Here is a 20,309-nt window from a genome sequence, read left to right as displayed (position 1 = left end):
TGGCTATTTCTTTTCAGGTGAAAGAGCTTTATCCTTAAAGAGTCTGTACAACAATACTGCAGCTCGCTTAGTCTGCATAGGCAATGCGTTAACCTTTCCTGTTTCATTGACCGTATGGTCATTAGCACCACTCATTCCCATGGCATCAATACCCATTTTCACCAAGCCCGCAGTAAACGATATATCAGCGGCACCGGCATCGGCCGGATTTACAGAACTCACTTCTCCAAAGCCTAAGTCTTGACTCACCTGACTGAAAGCCTTCATGAGCGCATAATTACCCTCTGTAGGAGCAAATGGTGGATAACCTTCTTCAAAGGTTATAGTGGCTTGAGTTTGTGGTAAATGTTCACTCACAATCTTTTTCATGGTTTCCTGAGTTCGTTTTAATTGCTCCATACTCAGACAGCGAATATCGCCTGTTACAATAGCCGTTTGAGCTACTACATTGCTTTTCCCAAAGGCTGTTCCCGATTTGCTTTGTTCATTGTAAGTCACATCAGTTCCGCCTAAAATCATTCCGGGGTTAAAGGTCAAATATTCTTCGGCAGACAAGGCTTCGTAAAACTGATTCAGGATTCTTGAAGCTTCATAAATAGCCCCAGCTCCCACTTCAGGTTTAAAAATTTGCGATGAGTGAGCGGCATTACCCTTTACTTCCAGTGTCCAGCCAGACGAGCTTCTGCGCGCCACATTCACGGTAGCCGGGTTGCCATCTCCGTTCTCAAATCCAAGAGCAATGTCGGCCCACTCTGCAGCTTCAATTAGGGCTGCTTTTGAAAGACTCAGGGGTCTTCCGCTAAGCTCTTCATCGCCAGTCATAACAACCCAAACATTCATATCTTTCAACAGCCCGGCCTGGTGTAGAGCCGTCAGAGCCTGCAGAATGATTATGTTGCCACCTTTCATATCGGCTATTCCAGGTCCTTTTATAGTTTCTTCATCCACTTGTTCCCATTGCTGGAAAGGACTGTCGGGTTCAAAAACAGTGTCCAGGTGGCCAATCATCATGATCTTAGGCCCTTTGCCTCCTTCAATTTTGGCCACTAAATGTCCGGCCCGGTTAAAGGCACTGCCATCTAAAAACCGTGTTTCCATACCCAGAGCTTCGAACTTTGGCATCAATACATCAGCCACCTGCCTTACACCCTCAAAATTCATAGTGCCTGAATTGATGTTGATGGTTTGTTTGAGAAGTTCTAAAGCCTCGTGGTTGTTCTGATCGATCCATTGAACTATCTTTTTCTCTGTACGATCGAGTTGTGCCATGCTGAGGCTGCAGACTAAAAACAAACTAAGGGTAAGGCTAAGTGCTTTCATAATTTTACTTTTCAGGCTCAAGTATACTCAACATAGCGGCAATAAGAAAGTGTGTAAGCATTCTAAACACCACTAAAACAATTGGGGTTTTAAACATAAAAAAGTCTTCAGCATGATTGGTTGACCAACCACTGAAGACTTCTTTAATTGAAGCACTTAAAGGCTTACCGAATGGCTAAAACACGCGAGAAAGGTTAAAGCCAAAATGAATGTCGCCATTGAAAAAATCGCCATCGGTCTCAGTAATAAAGCCTTTCTCTACCATTGACCTGGAATTGGTAAAGGTGAGATGAAAGACATGGCCTCCGGTTTCTATTTCAACGCCAATTCCAATGGAGTCTTTATATAAATCGGTCAGTTCATTGGTAAGCCGGTAATAGTACTCGCTGTTGATGGCTACTCTTTTGCCCACTTTTACTCGACCAGCCACACCAAGAGCCAACAGGTCGTTTTCCTGGTTGCCCATTACCCTATTGCGGTGCACATAAGTAGGCATAAATTGAAGCGAAACGGTTTCGTTCATTTTACGGGCAATAAGCAACTGGTGAGTATATGCTACCCTGTCGCTAAACTCCTCATTTTGAAAAGCCGGATTATCTAATGTTCTAATGGCCATACTACTAAACCCTGTAATGGACACAGGCATCACTTTTTTGCCGGAAGACTGTCTTAGGATTTGATACTTGGCAAATCCATCATAGATTTTCTCAAAAGAACTGCGCCCTACACCTACGGTTAAAAAGTCGCTTATCCCATATTCAAAAGAAAACCTGATGTTGGCACCATCGAGGCCAAAAAGCTCATTGATTCCGGTGTTAATACGACCAAATCGGTGAGAGATAATAAACTCGAGCTCTTTGGCTTTGCGAGTAACCACGGTGTGTCCGTTAATCATCCGCTGCCCTTTAAAGGTCGCTTCTACGTAGTCTATGGTTTCCTCTCTTTCGTCAGAAAGCATACCGAGCAGATCGTCTTGGGCGCTAAGCGAGTGGCCCAGGACAATCGCTGCAATGAATAGTATAGTCTTTTTCATACTAGCGTTGATATGGCTCATACTTAAAATTAGCGGTTACTTCCACTTCTTCTGCAATGTTCCTGACCACTACGCTGGGTATTTTAATATCGTGGTCTTTTACCTTTACTTTAAAGCTAAATTCTGTATTTATAGTACCGTTGATAACCACAAGTTCTACTCGGGTGGTCAGGGGTTTAGTAACACCATGGATAGTAATATCGCCACTAACCGTTACAGGATATGTGCCATTACTCATAGACTTAAGTCCATCGGGCACCTCAAATTTTCCTTTAAAAGTAGACTTCGGGTATTTGGCAGACTCCATGTAATTTTCGTTGAAGTGTTCCTGCATAAGGGCCTTTTCAAACTGAAAAGCCTTTATTAATATATCTACGGCTACTTCACCTTTGTTTAAATCAATCACACTCAGTACTTTATCATTAAAAGCCTCAATATCTTCGAGAGGTGCGTGAGAGTAGAACTTAACCTCTCCATTCCGGGTCAGAAAACGGTCCTGTGCCATACCTGAAGTAGCCAAAAGCATGGCCATACTCAGGTTTAATAGTTTTAATGGTTTCATGTGTTAGTTTTTAATTTCAATGATAATCACGTCTTCCAGCAGCACATCGAGCAAATAACCAATGCACTCTCCCTTGAGCACCACCCGATCACCATCTGTTAAGGAATAGTTGGTCAACTCATTTGAGTCTTCCAATGTGCACTTGAGCAAGCCAAAACCGTTGGTTTCCAGCTCAACTACCGGCTTGGCTTCGGCCGATTGATGAATGGCTGTAACTATTCCTTCAACCTGAACCACCTTGTTTAGGTATAGCGTATTGGCCTTGTTTTCATCGGTTTCAAACGCATTGTATAGTGCCTCGGCTGTCAGGGACGCTTCCACGGTACGAGATTTCATTTTTGGCCCGGTCGAAAGCATTTTATCATAGACTATGTAAGCCGCAACAAATGCCATGACTACTGCAATAATTATGAGACGTTTCTTTTTCATTGGTGCTGTTTTTAGTTGAGACTGGCACCATCATTTACCCAACAGGCAATCTCTGCAATTTCATCGTCAGAAAGTGATCTGCCGCTAGACGATGGAGGCATGGTTTTGGCCCCGGTTCTTGCCTTGATACGGCTGGCTTGGGCAACTATGTTATTATCTACTCTGAGATCGGGGAAAGTGGTTCCGTTGTGACAACCCGACACAGCGCAGTTGGTTTGAATAATGTTCTTTACTTGTGCAAATACCACATCGGACTTAATGGTGGCCTGAAGCGAAACCTCGCAGTTATTGGCATCTCTTACGGTTACGGTATAATTGCCCGGAGCCAAACCGTCAAAGGTATTACCCGATTGAAAAGCATTGTCGTTAAGCTTGTATTGGTAAGGCCCTGCTCCATCGGTGGCGCTTACGCTTATACTACCGTTTGGTGTATCGCAATCGCTGGCTGTAGTGCCGGATATCGAAGCATTTACACCGTCTTGGTTGGCAATGTTTACAGAGATTTCTGCGGTGCATCCCGAGTTATCCGTCACAGTAAGGGTATAACTGCCGGCCGCCAGGTTATCAAAGGAAGCAGAGCTTTGAGCAGTACCTCCGTTAAGCGCGTATGTATAAGGGGCACTACCGCCCGTAGCCACTACGGTAAAGCTTCCGGTACTTTGTCCGCAATTAGCTTCGCTGCCAATAGTGGTTTGTAAACTTATGCTACCCTCACATTCATCGGGCAAGGGTTCTTTTTCTGAAGTACAACTAATGGCCAGAAGTATTGCGAATAGCCCTAGCACAGCTGTATACCTTAAAGGATTGGAGTTAAAGACGTGTTTCATGTTCATGTGGTTATAACAACTCAAATGTAGGCTGACCACCAGTGACTTAGGTTCAATTTAAGGGTTCTTTTGGTAAGCAGCCGACATTATGTACGTAAACAAAAGGTATACAGATCGAACTATCGCATTGAAAACCAATACCTTATGACGAAGCACGGTTTTAAGCTGTTTGGTCCATTTGAATGAGATATGCGAGCAGTGACTCTTCTTTATCCAGATTCAGCCGTTTCTTTAAACGATGCCTGGCTGTCTTGACACTGTTTGGGGATATACCCAGAACTGAGGAAATTTCTTTGAGGTTTAGGTTGAGTCGTATAAGAGCTGCAAGCCTCAATTCGCCTGCACTCAACTGGGGGGATTTCTGGTTTAGATTTTTAAAGAAATCCGTATGTACGTTTTCAAAGTAGAGCCTGAATTCTTCCCAATCTTTGTCTACATCCTGAATGGAATTCGCCAACTGCATTAATTGCTGAACTTCTTTTGAATGCGACTTGGCAAGGCTTTTTTTGAGGTCTTGAACACGTTCTTTAAGGCTATTAATTACCTCATTTTTACGTATGAAGTTCACCGTGTAAGAGGTCAACTCTTTATCTCTGGTAGCAAGTTCTTGCTCCAGCTTAGACTGCTCTAGTCGCGCTTTTTGTAGGGCAAGATTGGCCATTTCTTGTTGCGACTCGTATATGATACGGTCTTTTTTAATGCGAAGTCGCTGCCTGTTTATAAAAAGATAGGCCGATACAAGTAACAATAGCATAGCCGCTGCCAGTGCAAATTTCAGGTTCCTGTTCAGCTCATTTTGTGTACTCAAAAATATGGCCTCATTCTTCAACGCCTCCAGTTCCTTCTCCTGAGCGGCCAGTTCATTTCTTTTTTCAATCTCTGCTATTCTGTTGGCCATTTGCTCATTAAAAAGGCTATCCTTCATGGTAATGTACATGGTGGCATAGGCATTCGCTTCTTTCCAGCGCCCGGTTTCTTCTGCCAGGACTCTGAGCGTTTGGTAAGTGTCTCTCAGCCACTTCTTAGCTCCTACTTCACGAGCTATTTTCTCACTTTTTCTAAGGTATTCGTTGGCCTTGGAATAATTGGCTTGAGCCAGGTAGGCCCGACCCAAATCGAGAAAGCCACGCGCCATACCATCGGCATCATTAAGTTTTTCACTAATGGAGACTGCCTTCAAGAAGTAGCTTAGTGCTTCATCATATTCCTTTTTAGCCAAAAAGAGCTCTCCCAATCGGTTGTTCGACTCTCCAACTCCATAGATAAACCCATTTTTCTCGTGTATAGCCAAGGCCTTAAGTAAATACTCCAATGCCTGACTATAGCTCTGGGAGCGTATATAAACCTCTCCCATTTTATTGTAAGCCGTAGCAATGCGGTCAGACCGGCCGGCTTTCTCAAATCCATCCAGGGCTTGCCTGTAGTTTTCCAGAGCTCGATTGACAATGCCCTGATCAGCGTAGATCATTCCAATATTTAAATGGCAGTTGGCTACACCCAATTCGTCATTCAGCTTCTGATAGGCCGATCTGGATTTGAGCAAATCAATTAGTCCCAGTTCGTAGTTACCACGGGTCCAATTAGCAACACCCAATACCCTTAGTGCAAATGCCGTCCCCTGCATATAGTTGAGCTTTTCGGCAAGCCGCAAGGCTTCATTGCCATATTCATCGGCTACAACGGGGTCTATAATCCAATATTCCAAACCCAACTGATTGAGCAACTGTACCCGAATAGTGTCTTGATTGGGGTAATGATTTAGAATATTTTTAAGACTATCTACATCGTGTTGAGCTGAAAGTGGTTTCAGCAATATGCATAAAGCAAAAATGGATAAAACAAGGCTACGCAAACACATACTTTACGAACATCCACGCCATATACCCTGAAGCGATAAGCTTGATTAGGGTGCCTACTAAAAAACCAATAAATGAACCAAAGGCAGATTTCAAGGCTTCCTGATTAGTTGCTTTGCCCGTGCTCATCTCGCCTAAAAAGGCTCCTACAAAGGGACCCACAATAATTCCGAAGGGAGGAAAAAAGAACAAACCAACTACCAAACCAATGGTGCTACCCCAAACACCACGCTTGGTACCTCCAAACTTTTTGGTGCCATAAATAGGGACAACATAATCCAAAGCGGTGACGGCCGCTGTAATAAATGCCCACAACCAGAGTGTATCCGAATCGAAAGGCGATTTTTCGGTCCACTGTAATAAGAGTAGTGAAAGAAAACTAATGGGAGGCCCTGGAATAATGGGAAGAAAGCAACCTAAAATACCCACTATCATGCAAACAAAGCCCAGAATAACTAGAAGAATATCCATAAAATACGTTTTTGACCAAGTGCTAAATATGCTAATTTCTTTGCGGAATTGCACAGCCAATTGGTTGCTCCTAACAATTTGAACTACCTTAAGGACGAAAACATGGAAGTTGATAGCTGAGACCACAGCACTACATTTATGGACATAAAAAAAGAGCTTTTACAGGAGCACAGTAAAGCAAATAAAGACCGTATTGCGGCCTATTTAATTAAACACCCTGACGGTGTTGATGGGCTCATGAAGCTGTTTTTTGGAGAAGATACTCGGTTAGTACAGCACGCGGCTTGGGTGGTTGGTACCTTGGGAGAGCAAGCTCCATCGCTAATCACTCCCTTCTTTCCTGCTATGATCGACCGGATAAAACGAAAAGAGGCCAAAGTAGCTTTTAGAAGAAATGTCTTTCGGGTTATGCAATTTCAGCGCATTGACGAAGCCCTTTGGGGAGACGTATACGATCTGTGTATAGACATTCTCATGAATAAAGCCGAACCAATCGCAGTAAAGGTTTTCGCTATGAGTACCGCATTGAATATTGTAAAGGAACTACCTGAACTAAAAAATGAATTGAAAATAGCCGTAGAAGATGTGGTAGAAAACGGTAGTAAAGGAGAAGTGAGCAGAGGACAGAAAGTACTGGCTGCCCTCTCCAAACTCTAATACGATTTACTTTTCATTGGCATAGCTTGCCTTTACCCACTGTGGAAATTGCTTCTTAAACTTCTTGACCTTTGGCACGGCTATGTTAATAATGTAAGGATTGCCGGGATTCAACTCATAGTAGTTTTGATGATAATCTTCTGCCAGCCAAAACTTGCCGTAAGGCTTCACTTCAGTTACAATCTTTTTGGCATACAAACCCGATTCATCCAATTGTTTAATGGTGCTTTCTACCGCTTTTTTCTGCTCTTCACTATGATAGAAAACTGCCGTTCTGTATTGTGCACCAATATCGGGCCCCTGCCTATTTAGCTGGGTAGGGTCATGGGTGGCAAAGAAAATATCCAGCAATTGTTGGTAGCTTATGGTTTCGGGGTCGAAGTAAATTTGTACGGCTTCAGCATGTGTGGTTTCACCATAACTTACCTGATAGTAGGTAGGGTTCTCTTCTTTCCCTCCGGTATATCCGGACACCACATCTTTCACACCTTCTACCCTCTCAAACACTGCTTCAGTACACCAGAAACAGCCTCCGGCAAATGTGGCTACTTCAAGGCCATCTTGTACCGATTGTAAATTGACGGCTGTTGAACCTTCTGTAGACGAGTGACACGAACTGATTGACAGGTTAAATAGTACCGAAAGTATGACCGTATAAAATGCTTGCATAACTTCTTAATTAGATTCGCTTCACTAACGCCTTGCTCATGGCAAAGGTTTTTAAATGAAGTCGGCTAACCTACTTTTCAGGTCGGCCGGAGAGTAATTTACAGACTTGAGGGTTTTATTATCTCCTTTTCTGTAAACCAGAAAGTGTCCGTCAGACTCTTCTATATAGCTTTCTGTGCCATCCTTTTCCAGATAGTGTTGCTGGGTGGCTCTGGCCTCTTCCATAGACTTGCAGGTCTTGCTCATGTTGGAACGCTGAACTTCATCGAACAATTCTTTAAACTTCTCTCCAAGCCCGAACTCCAAAATGGCTCCGCTCAATACATATTGTAAATCGCAGAGGGCATCGGCTACTTCAACCAAATCTTTATTGGCAATGGCCTCTTCTAATTCTTTTAATTCCTCTGCCAGAAGAGAAACACGCAATTGACAACGGCTTACGTCTGGAATTTGCGGACTTGGTAATATCGGGTGTTTAAATGTTTTGTGAAATTCGGCTACGCTGTTGAGTGGTTTTGGTTCTTCCATAATTCAATAAAAAAGGCCTGATTTTTAGTTTCAGGCCAATGTTAATGATTTATTCTTTTCGTCTGAATTACTTCATGTCTTTTTTGAATACAGGAGGCTTTTCTCCTTTAGGTACAAAGATGAGGGCATCACTATTTATACAATACCTCAATCCCGTTGGAGCCGGACCATCATTAAATACATGTCCTAAATGCGATCCGCTTTTGCTATCTACCACCTCCCAACGCACCATGCCGAGCGTGGTATCTTTTACCAGTTTAATGGCGCTATCGTTTACGGGTTTCCAGAAACTAGGCCAACCGGAATAGGAATTATACTTGGTTTCGGAAGAAAAAACAGGCTGCAAGGAAGCTGCAGAATAATATGTTCCTTCTTCATAAAACTTATTGTACTTGCCTGAACCTGCCAGTTCGGTACCTTTTTCTCTTAAAATGTAGTATTGCTCGGGAGTAAGTCTTTTTTTCCACTCTTCTTCAGAAAGCTGTATTTCATAGCCTTCCTTCTGCTTGCCTTTATCTTGTTTTTCCTGAACCGTACTGCTTTTTGCCGCGAAAAAACTAGTAATAAGAATCACCACCAAACCTGACAACAATATGACTTTTCCTTTCATGGTAATTTTTTGTTTCACTAACCACACATACGTATAAAAGGTTTGAACTGGTTTTACGAATCAGGAGAACTGTCTGCCAAATGATGTTTTAGTCATTAGTTCCTCGCGGTGGTTTTCGTCAGCATCTACCGTTACAGGGTGAAAATAAATGGTTGGCACTTTTTTCTTCTTCCAGGGGGCTAAAACAGAAAGTGCTTTCTTGGAAAGTTGATCAGACTTTAATTGGCTCTGTGCATGCAGCGGTTTGCTCTTATCGTACAATACCACAGAGGCACCATCTTCTTTTAACACACGCTTGAGCTCTTCGTAAGCTGCTGCCTGATCGGCCTTATCGTACTCATTGATATAATCGAACGAAAACAGGGCATTTACAGTGTTGGCTTCAAAAGGCAAACAAGCCACATCGCACAACACAAGTTCTGTTCCCTGCTTTACATCCTTTTTAATAGCCAAAAGGCGGTCTAACGAAAAGTCGATATGAACGTACGCATTAAACCTGGTGTTGAATACAAGATTGTGAATGGCATCAACATCATGTGTTACTACACTCATGAAACACTGCCCACTTTTGGGTAAGCGCGACTTCAACTGTAGTAATTGATCGTTGTCAAGCTTTTGACTATTCAAATCTTTTAGCACCGGCTCAGCTGCCTTCTCTTTGCTTAGAACTTTGTAGGTATTGAAAAACTCTTCAGTGATATGCTCGGGAACCCTCATAAAAGGGTTTTTAGTTCTGTTCTTGGCAGTTATAGCTACATCCTTTTTAAGAAAGATAATGCCTTCAACAATGGGGTAAACATAAGTTTGGTTCTCCGTAATCAGTGCACTATCTACCGAACACTGTGCCTGAATTCCCAGATGAAAATAAAGCTCGTTGCGTTCAATTCTTTGATTTAACACGCTCAATTCATCCCGAGACATAAAGCGCAAAGGCTTTCGGGTATGTGGACATAAAAAGAAGTTACTCTCCAAACTCTCTATCACCGCCATTAATTACGTAGTTATTGTACCTACTGGATTACAATAACCCTACCACGCGAATAAAACACCCAAAAATGAGGAAAAACTAAGATTTGGCCAAGAACTAACTTCCCAAACTGGGAATTTAGTGGCATAAAAAAACCGGCAAGTGCCGGTTACTATTTTTTCATTATAAGTGATGTTTTCCCTGCTCGAACGGCACTTGAGTACATCAACTCCTTGCTAACCTCTGAAAGGTCGTTCAAATACTTTCGTATTTGAGCGGTGGTTTCTAGCGACCTCTTCTGAATCTTCTCTTCAGCATATTTAAGAATGATTCCCCCGATTTCTTTTGACTTCTTCATTTCCATTGTGAGTAATATGTTCAACTAATATTTAGGTAAAGTGTCCAACGTGTCGAATTAGTTGAGGCTACTATAGTAACGTACTAAACCAAAATCTGTTTAGTTGCCTGTCTATTAAATATACAACTTTCAATGGCTATGCCCTAGTAACTGTTGTATCAAAGGCTAATAACTTTCCTTTTTTCTCTGAATTGGCGGATAATACTTTGCACATCGGGTGTGTCCGGATAACGCTGGATCACACTCTTAACATCGCTTATTGTCTCAAACGAAAATTGGGTTTCAGCAAATCCGAAGCCCAAATACCTTCCTTCTTCTACCAATACAACAGCCACCTCTTCCCTATCCCGGCCTTTGCCTAAAATGCAATAGCTTTCCCGGCTTACCATCAATGAAGATAGCGCTCGTTGAAACCTCTCCTTCAGCTCGTTTTCCGAGGCTTCATCGAAGCTGTAGCCATAGTAGTTGAGCAATGACTCCGGCAAACCACAATGTTCGGGTTGCAACCCGTGTGTTTTTACAAACTGAATTAAAAAACTCCGGGCTTTATCGAACGATGGAAAAGTTTGCACAGGCTGTAGCCCTTTCTGAACCTTGCCAATAGCCAGTCGGTTAATGCCCGCACCATCGGTGTAATGATACATTCCAAACTTAGGCGTAGGAAACTTTTGGGCTTTGTTAAAGGGAGGAAAAAGGCGCTTGATCTCATAAGACTCTTTTAAAAAGGCGATCAATTCATCGCCACAAACCTCATAACTCACTTGTCTGATTTTGTCCTTAAGCTGCTGTTTGTAAATGACATCGGTGCTGCTAAAGTGCGTTCGTACCCTCTTTTTAATATTGTTGGCCTTACCTACATAAAGCACTTTGCCATGATGATCGTGGAAATAATAAACTCCCGTAGTTTCGGGCAATACCTCAAAAGATTCACGGTCGAGGTTAGGTGGCAAATCGGCCTCTTTGCTGGTTTTCTTTAAAAAAAAGTCGATTTCACCCTTTTCATTGGCCAAGATTTTATCCATCAATATAGCCGTTGCCCTGGCATCGCCCATGGCCCGGTGACGCGCTTCATTTTTTATACCAAAGTGGTCGCATAACCTCCCCAGGCTGTATGACTTGAGCCCTGGAAATACTTTTCGGGATAGCCGAACGGTACAGAGTTTAGGCATTGAAAAGTTGGCTCCTAACTCCTGAAATTCCTTTTTGATAAAAGAGTAGTCGAAATTGACATTGTGTGCTACAAAAATGTGTCCCTCTAATAGCAGGTGTATGTCTTTGGCTACCTCGTAGAACCTGGGAGCATCAGCCACCATTTCATTATCTATGCCGGTGAGCACTGTTATGTTGGATGGAATATACTGTTCAGGATTAAGTAAAGTCTGGTATTCATCTACCACACGCTTGCCATCGTGAATAATAATAGCTATCTCAGTTATTTTTCCATGAGCAGCCGAACTTCCCGTTGTTTCAATATCCACAATAGCATACATGCTTTCAAATTAAAACGAGTTGTACAAGTATTCCAGCAGATTGAAATAAAAGATTTATGGAGCGGTGTACTTTATATTAAAGCGGGCTTTGGAGCTGAAATATTCGTTAGGTTAGAGACCTTGTGGTAACTATATTGAATTTCTATGGCACAACGTTGGGTTAAGAAAGCCTCCGGAGAGGTGGTAGAATTCAGGGAAGAAAAGCTCAGGCAATCCCTTTTTAATTCTGGTGCATCGGAAGAGTTAATAGCACGTATTCAGCAGAAGATTGACCAGGAACTCACAGAGACAACTACTACGCGGGAGATTTACAAAAGAGCCTACCAACTATTGAGAGCGTCCAGTTCTAAATTAGCAGGCAAATACAAATTAAAAACAGCCATTCTAGAGCTGGGCCCTTCGGGCTATCCCTTTGAGCGCTTTATGGGCAAGTTGTTTGAATATCAAGGGTTTGATGTAGCTGTGGGCATTGAAATGAACGGACGTTGTCTTAGCCATGAGGTAGATATATCGGCAAAGAAAGATGGCCTGTGGATTATTGGAGAGTGCAAACACCACAGCAATCCGGGCTACAAATCTGATGTTAAAACACCGCTCTATGTACACTCTCGCTTCAACGACATCGTAAATGGTTTAAAACCTGATAATCAGCGTCAAAAATTCGAGTGCTGGATTATGACCAACACCCGGTTTACCAGCGATGCAGAGCAATATGCCGGTTGTTATGGTCTAAGACTTTTGGCCTGGGACTATCCCGGCAAAGGGAATCTTAGAGAACGCATAGAGCTCTCTGGACTCTATCCAATTACCTGCCTCTATAGCCTTACAAGAAAAGAAAAAGAGACCTTGTTGGCCGATAACATTGTGCTGTGCCGGGAGCTCATAGAAAACCCGGAACTGCTGGCGCCCATCGACAAGAGAAAACATGCCAAAATCCTCAATGAATCAGGAAATCTCTGCAGCGACTAACTATCTATTATGGAACGCTTTAATAATGAAGCTAAGAACCACCACCAAAATGCAACCGAAAGCATTGTACCATAAGAAGCCCATGGTTAATAGCCCTGCCTTTCCCTCAATATTTAGATAGTGCACCAATATGACCACTACCTGGGCAATTATGGCGGCATAAAAAACCGCGTTGCTTTTTACAGATTTAAAGAAGAAGGCTACCACAAAAATACCTAATACAATAGGGTAAAACAGAGAGCCAATGAGGTTTACGGCCTGTATAAGGTTTTCGAACAAATTGAGGGTTGAGGCAAAAATAATGGCCAGCACACCCCACGCCAATGTAAACAGCTTAGAGTTCTTCAGATACTTCTCGTCTGTCGCCTCTTTGTTGACTACACGCTTATACAAGTCTATGGTGGTGGTGGAGCCAAGGGCATTCAGTTCAGAAGAGGTGGAAGACATGGCTGCAGAGAAAATAACGGCAAACAGCAACCCTACCAAGCCTACAGGCATGGTGTTCATCACAAAATTCATGAAGATGTAGTCCTTATCATTCGTTTCCCGGCCGGGAAGTGCCTGAGCAATAAGTTTCTTCGCCTCGTTTCTCAGTGTATCGCTGGCTCCTTGTAATCTGTTTAACTCGTGCTGTGCGGTTTCAATCAGCACCTCGTTTTTGGTAGCCACTGCTTCGGTTAGGTCATTTACCAATTGCTTTTTCTCTTCGAATAACTGAGTGTATTCTTGTTCTACTGAAGTAAACGCTCCTCCAAACTCCTCACTTTCCACCACCTCTGCCCTTATGGCTTCATTGAAAAAAATCGGTGGCTGATTGTATTGGTAATACACAAAAACCATTACTCCTATAAAGAGTATGACAAACTGCATAGGCACTTTTAGTAGCCCGTTCATCATTAAACCCATGCGGCTTTCTTTAAGGGTTTTGCCGGAAAGGTAGCGTTGCACCTGCGATTGGTCTGTACCAAAGTATGACAGAAACAGAAACACAGCTCCTGTCATACCCGACCAAAAATTGTAACGATCGGCCGGATCGAATTCAAAGTTTACAACGTTCAGTTTCCCCATTTTACCGGCTACATGCAGCGCATCTGAGAAGCCCACATTGCCGGGCAAGGAGGTAATAACCATTATACCCGCAATTACCATTCCTCCCATCATTACAGCCATTTGCTGCTTCTGGGTCTGTGTTACGGCCTTGGTACCTCCAGACACTGTATACAAGATTACCAATAGGCCGATCACAATAGTAGTTACTTGCAAAGGCCACCCCAGCAAAGCACTGAGGATTATTGAAGGTGCATAAATGGTAATTCCGGCCGCAAGTCCTCGTTGAATTAAGAAAATAGAAGCTGCAAGCAAACGGGTTTTCAGATCGAATCGCCCTTCCAGATATTCATAAGCCGTATACACTTTAGCCTTATAGTAGATAGGAAGAAAGAAAATGGAGATGATGATCATGGCCACCGGCAAGCCAAAGTAAAACTGAACAAAGCGCATACCATCGGTATATGCCTGCCCCGGAGTACTTAAAAAAGTAATGGCACTGGCCTGCGTAGCCATTATGGAGAGGCCAATAACCCACCACTTGGTGTCATTGCCGCCTCTCAGGTAACCCTCTACACTCTTTTCACCACGTGTCTTCCAAATCCCATAAGCCACAATAAAAAACAGTGTTCCAAACAGAACTATCCAGTCAATTTCCTTCATGAGTAGCTAATCGTCAAAAAATAAAACAAGGCAATAAGTATGGCCAGTACGGTCAATACAAAGGCATAAACGCCTGGCCAACTTCTAAAAAACAGGAAACGTACTTTTTCCTCTTCTGGAAGATTTTCGCTCATTATTGTTTGTTTTCAACCGATTTCAAAGATGTCGGACGGGGCTTATCCTGTCCCAAAGAAATCATGTTCGTAAAAATTCTAAATGCTCCCGGCACTCCTGCAGGAAGTTCTCTAAACCAGGAATAGCCTGTATATACAAAATAGCCCTCACCATATTGAGTTACCAGAAGACCTCCGTTCTTGGGTGTCTCTCCCGGGTCGTTGGAAGAGAGAATGGCCGTGTAACGTTCGTCCCATTGATTAGGGAAATATAAACCTCTCTCTTGCACCCAGCCTTCAAAGTCTTTGGAAGTGATCTTATTCGGACCATTGATAATGGGATGGTCTTCAGCTAAAATCCGTACTTCTGCTCCTTCTACCGTCACTCTATCGCGGGAAATACTGAAAGGATAAGGTCCAATGGCCGGTTGATCTCTCATTTGGGTATTGTATTGGGTAATTACCGTACCCCCGGCTTCAACAAATTTCATTAGTTCAGGCTGAATGAAATTCATTCTGTCTATGGTATTATATGCTCTTATACCTACAATCACCGCATCATAATTTAAAAGCGTTGAGGCTGTAATTTTTTCCGGATCTAGTATGTCTACTTTATAACCCACTTGTTCCAGACTGGCGGGGATGTCGTCTCCCGAACCCATAATATAGCCAATGTATTGCCCCTTCTTCTGTAGGTTGAGTTTCACAATTTTCACCCGGCTCTCAGGAAAAATTGTTTGTACCGGAATATGCGGATAGTCAATTACTTTAATCGATCGGTTATAGACCTTTCCGTTATAGGAAGCTTCGACAGTCAAATAAGCCTCTGAAGCTTCTTTTGGCGGAAGAATCTCTATCTCAAACCGTTGCTCATCACCTTTATTTTTAAGTGAATAAGAAAAACTGGTGGCACTGGCCTTCCAGCCTTGGGGCAGTTTAATATTTACTTCACCGGCAATATTGGCTTTGCCGGCCTTCACAAGCACCTCTACACTTTTCGCTTCTTCGTCAGGAAACATCAATACGCTTGCATCCATAGAAACAAACACCGGAGGAGTTACTACAAATGGTCGATATACTTCTCCATCTACCCGATCATTTTCTTTATAAACCACCGGCATTTCCATGCGAAGCGGGGTTTCGTCAATAGTGAGATGGAAAACAGCGGTAATCGTAGCAGGGTTTTCCGGCAGGCCTCTCAGGAGTTGCTCATCTACCACATACATACCCAGCTTGGCTTCTTTCTTCAGCCAATATGGTTGAGATATCGGTTGATTTATAGTGAGTTGAGTTTCTGTGGTAAGCAATTGATTATTGTTCAAAGGCTTCTCAACACTAATCACATGACTATTTCCTTTAAAACTAATCTGGTTTAATAACACATTGGCGGCCGAACGATTAATGGCTTCAATGGTTAGTTCCAAAGACTCTCCCGGAGTGGCTGAGTAGTCTGCGACCCGGGCTTCAAGAAATAGCCCCAGGGCTCCTTTAATTAGGAAATCAACCTCCTTGAGTTTCTGCTCTCTCCAATAATCATCTTTGAGAGTTTCTATTTGTTTTCTGATTTGAACGAGTTGGGGAATTATGGAAGATGGGTTTTCCATATCAAACCCTGCATTGGCTTTGGCTACCATTTTACCAATGACTTCCCCTCCTTCTACTCTAGACCATGTTTGATCGATGTTAGCAAATATATCTGCTTTGGGCAGTGCACCTTTCCAGTGCATTAAGTACTCTTTCAGTTCTCCTCTTCTTCCGGTGCTTCCAAAGCCTTGAGATTTATGCTGACTCCTACTTAAGGCAGAAATCTCATCGTACGACAGGCCTAACAATTCATTATATGCGCCCAGATCCAGCTCAAAATAACCTTGCTCATCGGCATGATCTGAACTAAAGCCACCACCAAAATTATAGGTGTTCCAGTAGAGTCCCTTTGGTTGCCATGGTTCTACATACTTCAGTTGCTCAGGATATACGGTAGGGTCTGCTGCCTTATCGAATGCCTCTTGCGCCAGCAAAGCCGATGCAGTATGGTGGCCATGCATTCTCCCACTATTATCTCTGGCCGTATCGAAACGAGTAATGATCACATCCGGCCTAAATTTTCTGATGTTCCAGATTACATCGGCAAGCACATCTTCTTTGTCCCAAATGGTAAATGTTTCGTCCGGATCTTTAGAGAAACCAAAATCATTGGCTCTGGTAAAGTACTGCTCACCACCATCGGTTCTGCGAGCAGCCAAAAGTTCTTGAGTCCGTATTATGCCCAGATATTCACGAATTTCAGTACCAATCAGGTTTTGGCCTCCATCGCCACGGGTCATGGCCAGATAGGCGGTGCGCAGCTTCTTTTCGTTGGCCATATACGCAATAAGGCGTGTATTTTCATCGTCTGGATGAGCGGCCAGGTACATAACTGACCCTAGTACTTCTAATTTGTTTAAGGCTTGTTTAAGCTCTGCGGCATTGGGCTTTTTAGGTGCCTGAGCATGTACATGGGCTGTGCTCAGGAAGAATAAAAACCCTATCAGGCAGCGTATGTTAAATCCCATTGGTTTTTCTTTAATGGATTGATGTACGAACCCGAATATATGAAGTTGTGAAAAATCCACCGCTGGGAGTTTCTTAAGCGGTGGATTTTAATGAAGTTTTATACGGCCGCCAGGGCTGCACTGTAGTTGGGCTCCTGCCCTATTTCTGGCACCTGCTCTGTATACTTTACTTTACCCTCTTCGTCTAACACAATGATTACCCTGGAGTTGAGCCCTGAGAAGGCTCCTTCGGCAATTTTAAGTCCCATATCTTCGGCAAACTCAGGGGTTCTGAAGTCTGAAGCTACGGTTACATTTTCAATTCCTTCGGCACCGCAAAAACGATTAAGCGCAAAAGGTAAATCTTTAGAAACACAAAGCACTGCTGCATTACTCAGCTTAGCTGCTTCTTCATTGAATTTTCTCACCGAAGCCATGCAAACTCCGGTATCTATGCTAGGGAAGATATTGAGTATAACCTTCTTACCCTTAAAATCGGCAAGTTGAACAGCCGACATATCGTTTTTAACAAAGGTGTAGTTTTTTACCGGTGTGCCAATTGCGGGCAGCTCTCCGTTGGTGTGAGTTTCTTTACCACCAAGTGTAATTTTTGCCATGTTCAGTTTTTGTTTAAAGTTACGCCAATCCAACATGGCAAATTAAAAATATGTTTAAAAGAAATGGCCCTGAAAAGAATAGAGGCCTACCCTTGCGAGTAGACCTCCGATCAAAACTCAAAACAACACTTTATCTTCTGAAATAGACCGTATTACAAAAGTCTACTAAGCTGGAATCGTCTAATCTATCTTCTACTGAATAACTCAACACAAGGTCTCCGTAATCCAATCTACCCGTCCCTTGAATGACATATCCGTCAATTATTTGTCGTGGAATGGTCAGGCGGTCGCCATGAACATCGGCAAACACTTCAATATCGGCAGCGTAGAAATTTCTTATATACACCACATTGCTGTATGGATCGGCATCTTTTATTATTCTCACATTGTATTTGGTAAGTACATCATAGGTTTCACTGTATTCCTCTACAGTGTACCTTCCTGTAAAATTATCGCGCGGATCGTAGGGTGCCTCAATCACCACTACATCGCAACTGGCAAACAAGATTAAAACCGATAGAATGAGTAAACCTTTTTTCATTTTGACCTCCTTTTGGTTGATGTTATAAGTGGATTTTCCAAAATGATGCCAAAAATGCCAAGGCATAAAAAAAGCCTCCCTCCGGGAAGCTTTAACATGTTGATAACTAATTATTTAGACTAGGCTATATTTGTGTATACGGCCTGTACATCATCATCTTCTTCCAGTTTATCGAGCATTTTTTCAATTTCTTCAAGTTGCTCATCACTGAATTCTACCGGACTCGTTGGGAAACGCTTGAGGGCAGCATTCTTAACGTCTATACCAAGTTCTTCCAGTGCTTCCTGCAGGGAACCAAAGTTGGTATAATCAGCATAGGCGTATACGGTGGTTACATCGTCATCGTCAGTATGCGATTCTATTTCTTCAAGACCGGCATCGATGAGTTCCAGCTCAAGTTCCTCTAAATCCATATCGTCTTTTTTGAGGAATTCGAAAACAGCCTTTCGGGCAAACATAAACTCGAGTGAACCATTGGGTACCAGGCCTCCTCCGGCCTTATTGAAATAAGATTTTACATTGGCAACGGTTCTGTTTTGGTTGTCCGTAGCGCATTCTACAAATACCAGCACACCATGGGGGCCTTTGCCTTCATAGTTAATCTCCATGTAGTCTGCTACATCTTTGCTTGTAGCCCGTTTTATGGCCGCATCGATGTTGTCCTTAGGCATATTCTGAGCCTTGGCATTTTGAATAGCCGTACGCAAAGAGGCGTTCATGTCCGGGTCTGAGCCTCCCTCTTTTGCTGCCATGGTTATGGCTTTGGCCAGTTTAGGAAAAATTCGGGACATCTTGTCCCATCGTTTCATTTTAGCGGCTTTTCTATATTCAAATGCTCTTCCCATGGATACGTTTTTAAAACCGCTGCAAAAATAAAAAGTCTGATGAATAGCGCATCCACCACTAGTTGAAATTTCTTTGGGTTGGTATTATCTTCTACTTAATGAGAACTTATACTGCCTATAACCAGGGTGCTGCTAATGGCCATCATGATGGCAGCCTGAATTTCGCGTATGCTCTTGTTGATTACCCGGCTTATGCCCACGTCTTTTGTTACTTCTCTAATTTTAGCTCGTATGGATTTATAGTCGTCCTGATCGCGAAATGCTTCCTGGGTTAGATCTGTGGCATCTATTAGACTAAGGAGCATAAGGTCATGTGGTTCTACATTGGCCTCATCATTTATTACATCGTCCAGCCGTTTTCTTACCTTGCTTTCAGGCGACAAGTCGGCCGTTGGGTATTGTTCTGTAGGAATGATCCAAAGAATCTTATGCTCTTCTCTTCTGAGTATTCCTTTATTAATCAGGTGCTGGAGGGTATCGTCTTTAATTTCGCCCGTCTTTTCGGCCAACTCTTTCAGGCAATCTTTGAGAGTGGGACTTTTGAGCTGGCTGACCACATCGATAACTTTATTCAACGCAATCTCCGGCTCATAGGCATTGTCTGTAAGAATAATGCGCTCACCGTCAATCTCTACCTTTCCGCGCACTGCCAGCTCTAAAAGACTTGCCCCGGCAAATCCATAATTGAGTCGGGTTGAGTCTATGACAAACTTCCCCTTCTCATCGTCTAGAGCCAATAGCAGATACTCTTCCAGTAGATTAAGTTTCATAAGCTTTTGGTTAAATCCGAAGATACCAAAAGCTTATGTTAAACTTCAAAGAATTGTGGGTTTTGATATTCTATTGTTCTGAAAAGCAACTTAAATAATTGTGCTAATTCCTGCTTGAATGTTTTGTTGAGAGCATGAGTCTTCTCCATCTGCAATATAATTGGCCACAAAATCGCCAACTCTATCGGTAGAATAACCATCATTTCGGGCCAAATCAGCCGTTACCATTCCGTGCCGAAGTGAGGCACTTACAGCTTGTCTTACCTCTATGGCCTCATCGATAAGGTTTAGATGATCGAGCATCATAGCTGCTGAAAGAATAGTGGCTAATGGGTTGGCAATGTTTTTCCCAGCAGCTTGAGGGTAAGAGCCATGAATGGGTTCGAACATGGCTGTTTTGTCTCCAACTGAAGCAGAAGGTAAGAGCCCCAGCGAC

The 20,309-nt window shown here is 42.9% G+C and carries 22 protein-coding genes; 2 read left to right on the top strand and 20 right to left on the bottom strand.

Annotated elements, in window-relative coordinates; all coding sequences use genetic code 11:
• Positions 1–3 precede the first annotated feature (3 nt).
• The 7 genes from B3763_RS06880 to B3763_RS06850 all read right to left on the bottom strand — a co-directional run bounded on the left by B3763_RS06880 (position 4) and on the right by B3763_RS06850 (position 6,498).
• The gene (locus B3763_RS06880) at positions 4–1,320 is read right to left on the bottom strand and encodes a M20/M25/M40 family metallo-hydrolase (RefSeq protein ID WP_286745108.1); all 1,317 of its coding nucleotides are present in this window, start codon (positions 1,318–1,320) and stop codon (positions 4–6) included.
• Between the two features lie 175 nt (positions 1,321–1,495).
• Positions 1,496–2,353, bottom strand: coding sequence for a DUF5777 family beta-barrel protein (locus B3763_RS06875; RefSeq protein ID WP_286745106.1), 858 nt, complete (start codon positions 2,351–2,353; stop codon positions 1,496–1,498).
• A 1-nt stretch (position 2,354) separates the two neighbouring features.
• Positions 2,355–2,915, bottom strand: coding sequence for a YceI family protein (locus tag B3763_RS06870; protein WP_189631245.1), 561 nt, complete (start codon positions 2,913–2,915; stop codon positions 2,355–2,357).
• Between the two features lie 3 nt (positions 2,916–2,918).
• A complete protein-coding gene (locus tag B3763_RS06865; protein ID WP_286745104.1) occupies positions 2,919–3,344 on the bottom strand; it encodes an OB-fold protein in 426 nt (141 codons plus the stop codon).
• A gap of 11 nt (positions 3,345–3,355) precedes the next feature.
• Positions 3,356–4,171 carry a SprB repeat-containing protein gene (locus B3763_RS06860; RefSeq protein WP_189631243.1) on the bottom strand — a complete coding sequence of 272 codons (816 nt, stop codon included), beginning with the start codon at positions 4,169–4,171 and terminating at the stop codon, positions 3,356–3,358.
• Between the two features lie 160 nt (positions 4,172–4,331).
• A complete protein-coding gene (locus B3763_RS06855) occupies positions 4,332–5,984 on the bottom strand; it encodes a tetratricopeptide repeat protein (RefSeq protein ID WP_286745099.1) in 1,653 nt (550 codons plus the stop codon).
• A 31-nt stretch (positions 5,985–6,015) separates the two neighbouring features.
• The gene (locus B3763_RS06850; protein ID WP_189631241.1) at positions 6,016–6,498 is read right to left on the bottom strand and encodes a DUF456 domain-containing protein; all 483 of its coding nucleotides are present in this window, start codon (positions 6,496–6,498) and stop codon (positions 6,016–6,018) included.
• Between the two features lie 138 nt (positions 6,499–6,636).
• Between B3763_RS06850 and B3763_RS06845 the strand changes: the two genes are divergently transcribed.
• Complete coding sequence (locus B3763_RS06845) at positions 6,637–7,155, top strand: hypothetical protein (RefSeq protein WP_286745095.1); 519 nt, start codon at positions 6,637–6,639, stop codon at positions 7,153–7,155.
• A 6-nt stretch (positions 7,156–7,161) separates the two neighbouring features.
• Here B3763_RS06845 and msrA read toward each other — a convergent pair whose 3' ends face one another.
• The 6 genes from msrA to B3763_RS06815 form a co-directional block, all read right to left on the bottom strand.
• Entirely contained in the window at positions 7,162–7,824 is a 663-nt protein-coding gene (gene msrA, locus B3763_RS06840) for a peptide-methionine (S)-S-oxide reductase MsrA (RefSeq protein ID WP_189631239.1), read from the bottom strand.
• 51 nt (positions 7,825–7,875) lie between these two features.
• Entirely contained in the window at positions 7,876–8,352 is a 477-nt protein-coding gene (locus B3763_RS06835; RefSeq protein ID WP_286745091.1) for a nucleoside triphosphate pyrophosphohydrolase family protein, read from the bottom strand.
• A gap of 67 nt (positions 8,353–8,419) precedes the next feature.
• Positions 8,420–8,962: a peptide-methionine (R)-S-oxide reductase MsrB gene (gene msrB, locus B3763_RS06830; protein WP_286745088.1), complete on the bottom strand. Its 543-nt coding sequence runs from the start codon at positions 8,960–8,962 to the stop codon at positions 8,420–8,422.
• A 60-nt stretch (positions 8,963–9,022) separates the two neighbouring features.
• The gene (locus B3763_RS06825; protein ID WP_286745084.1) at positions 9,023–9,952 is read right to left on the bottom strand and encodes a class I SAM-dependent methyltransferase; all 930 of its coding nucleotides are present in this window, start codon (positions 9,950–9,952) and stop codon (positions 9,023–9,025) included.
• Positions 9,953–10,101: 149 nt separating this feature from the next.
• On the bottom strand, positions 10,102–10,287 hold the full coding sequence (locus tag B3763_RS06820) for a hypothetical protein (RefSeq protein WP_189631235.1): 186 nt from the start codon (positions 10,285–10,287) through the stop codon (positions 10,102–10,104).
• A 158-nt stretch (positions 10,288–10,445) separates the two neighbouring features.
• Positions 10,446–11,777: an exonuclease domain-containing protein gene (locus B3763_RS06815; RefSeq protein ID WP_286745082.1), complete on the bottom strand. Its 1,332-nt coding sequence runs from the start codon at positions 11,775–11,777 to the stop codon at positions 10,446–10,448.
• A 144-nt stretch (positions 11,778–11,921) separates the two neighbouring features.
• On the opposite strand from B3763_RS06815, the gene B3763_RS06810 reads away from it, so the two are divergent.
• Positions 11,922–12,746, top strand: a complete 825-nt coding sequence (locus B3763_RS06810; protein ID WP_286745079.1) for a restriction endonuclease — start codon at positions 11,922–11,924, stop codon at positions 12,744–12,746.
• Here the strand turns inward: B3763_RS06810 and B3763_RS06805 are convergent, their stop codons facing one another.
• From B3763_RS06805 to B3763_RS06775, 7 genes are all read right to left on the bottom strand, one after another.
• Positions 12,747–14,456, bottom strand: a complete 1,710-nt coding sequence (locus B3763_RS06805; RefSeq protein ID WP_286745076.1) for a sodium:solute symporter — start codon at positions 14,454–14,456, stop codon at positions 12,747–12,749.
• Positions 14,457–14,589: 133 nt separating this feature from the next.
• On the bottom strand, positions 14,590–17,121 hold the full coding sequence (locus tag B3763_RS06800) for a PIG-L family deacetylase (protein ID WP_286745073.1): 2,532 nt from the start codon (positions 17,119–17,121) through the stop codon (positions 14,590–14,592).
• Positions 17,122–17,219: 98 nt separating this feature from the next.
• Positions 17,220–17,717, bottom strand: coding sequence for a thiol peroxidase (tpx, locus tag B3763_RS06795; protein ID WP_286745068.1), 498 nt, complete (start codon positions 17,715–17,717; stop codon positions 17,220–17,222).
• Between the two features lie 130 nt (positions 17,718–17,847).
• Positions 17,848–18,258, bottom strand: a complete 411-nt coding sequence (locus B3763_RS06790) for a hypothetical protein (RefSeq protein WP_189631229.1) — start codon at positions 18,256–18,258, stop codon at positions 17,848–17,850.
• Positions 18,259–18,377: 119 nt separating this feature from the next.
• The gene (locus tag B3763_RS06785; RefSeq protein WP_189631228.1) at positions 18,378–19,103 is read right to left on the bottom strand and encodes a YebC/PmpR family DNA-binding transcriptional regulator; all 726 of its coding nucleotides are present in this window, start codon (positions 19,101–19,103) and stop codon (positions 18,378–18,380) included.
• Positions 19,104–19,198: 95 nt separating this feature from the next.
• A complete protein-coding gene (locus tag B3763_RS06780; protein ID WP_286745064.1) occupies positions 19,199–19,873 on the bottom strand; it encodes a GOLPH3/VPS74 family protein in 675 nt (224 codons plus the stop codon).
• Between the two features lie 90 nt (positions 19,874–19,963).
• A partial coding sequence (locus B3763_RS06775) for an isocitrate/isopropylmalate family dehydrogenase (RefSeq protein ID WP_286745061.1) occupies positions 19,964–20,309 on the bottom strand: 346 nt, incomplete at its 5' end.

This window comes from Roseivirga sp. UBA1976, from assembly GCF_002336325.1.
GTDB classification, from domain to species: Bacteria; Bacteroidota; Bacteroidia; order Cytophagales; family Cyclobacteriaceae; genus Roseivirga; species Roseivirga thermotolerans.
The sequence above is the reverse complement of the archived record's forward strand: the minus strand, read 5'-3'. Positions and strand labels throughout refer to the sequence as shown.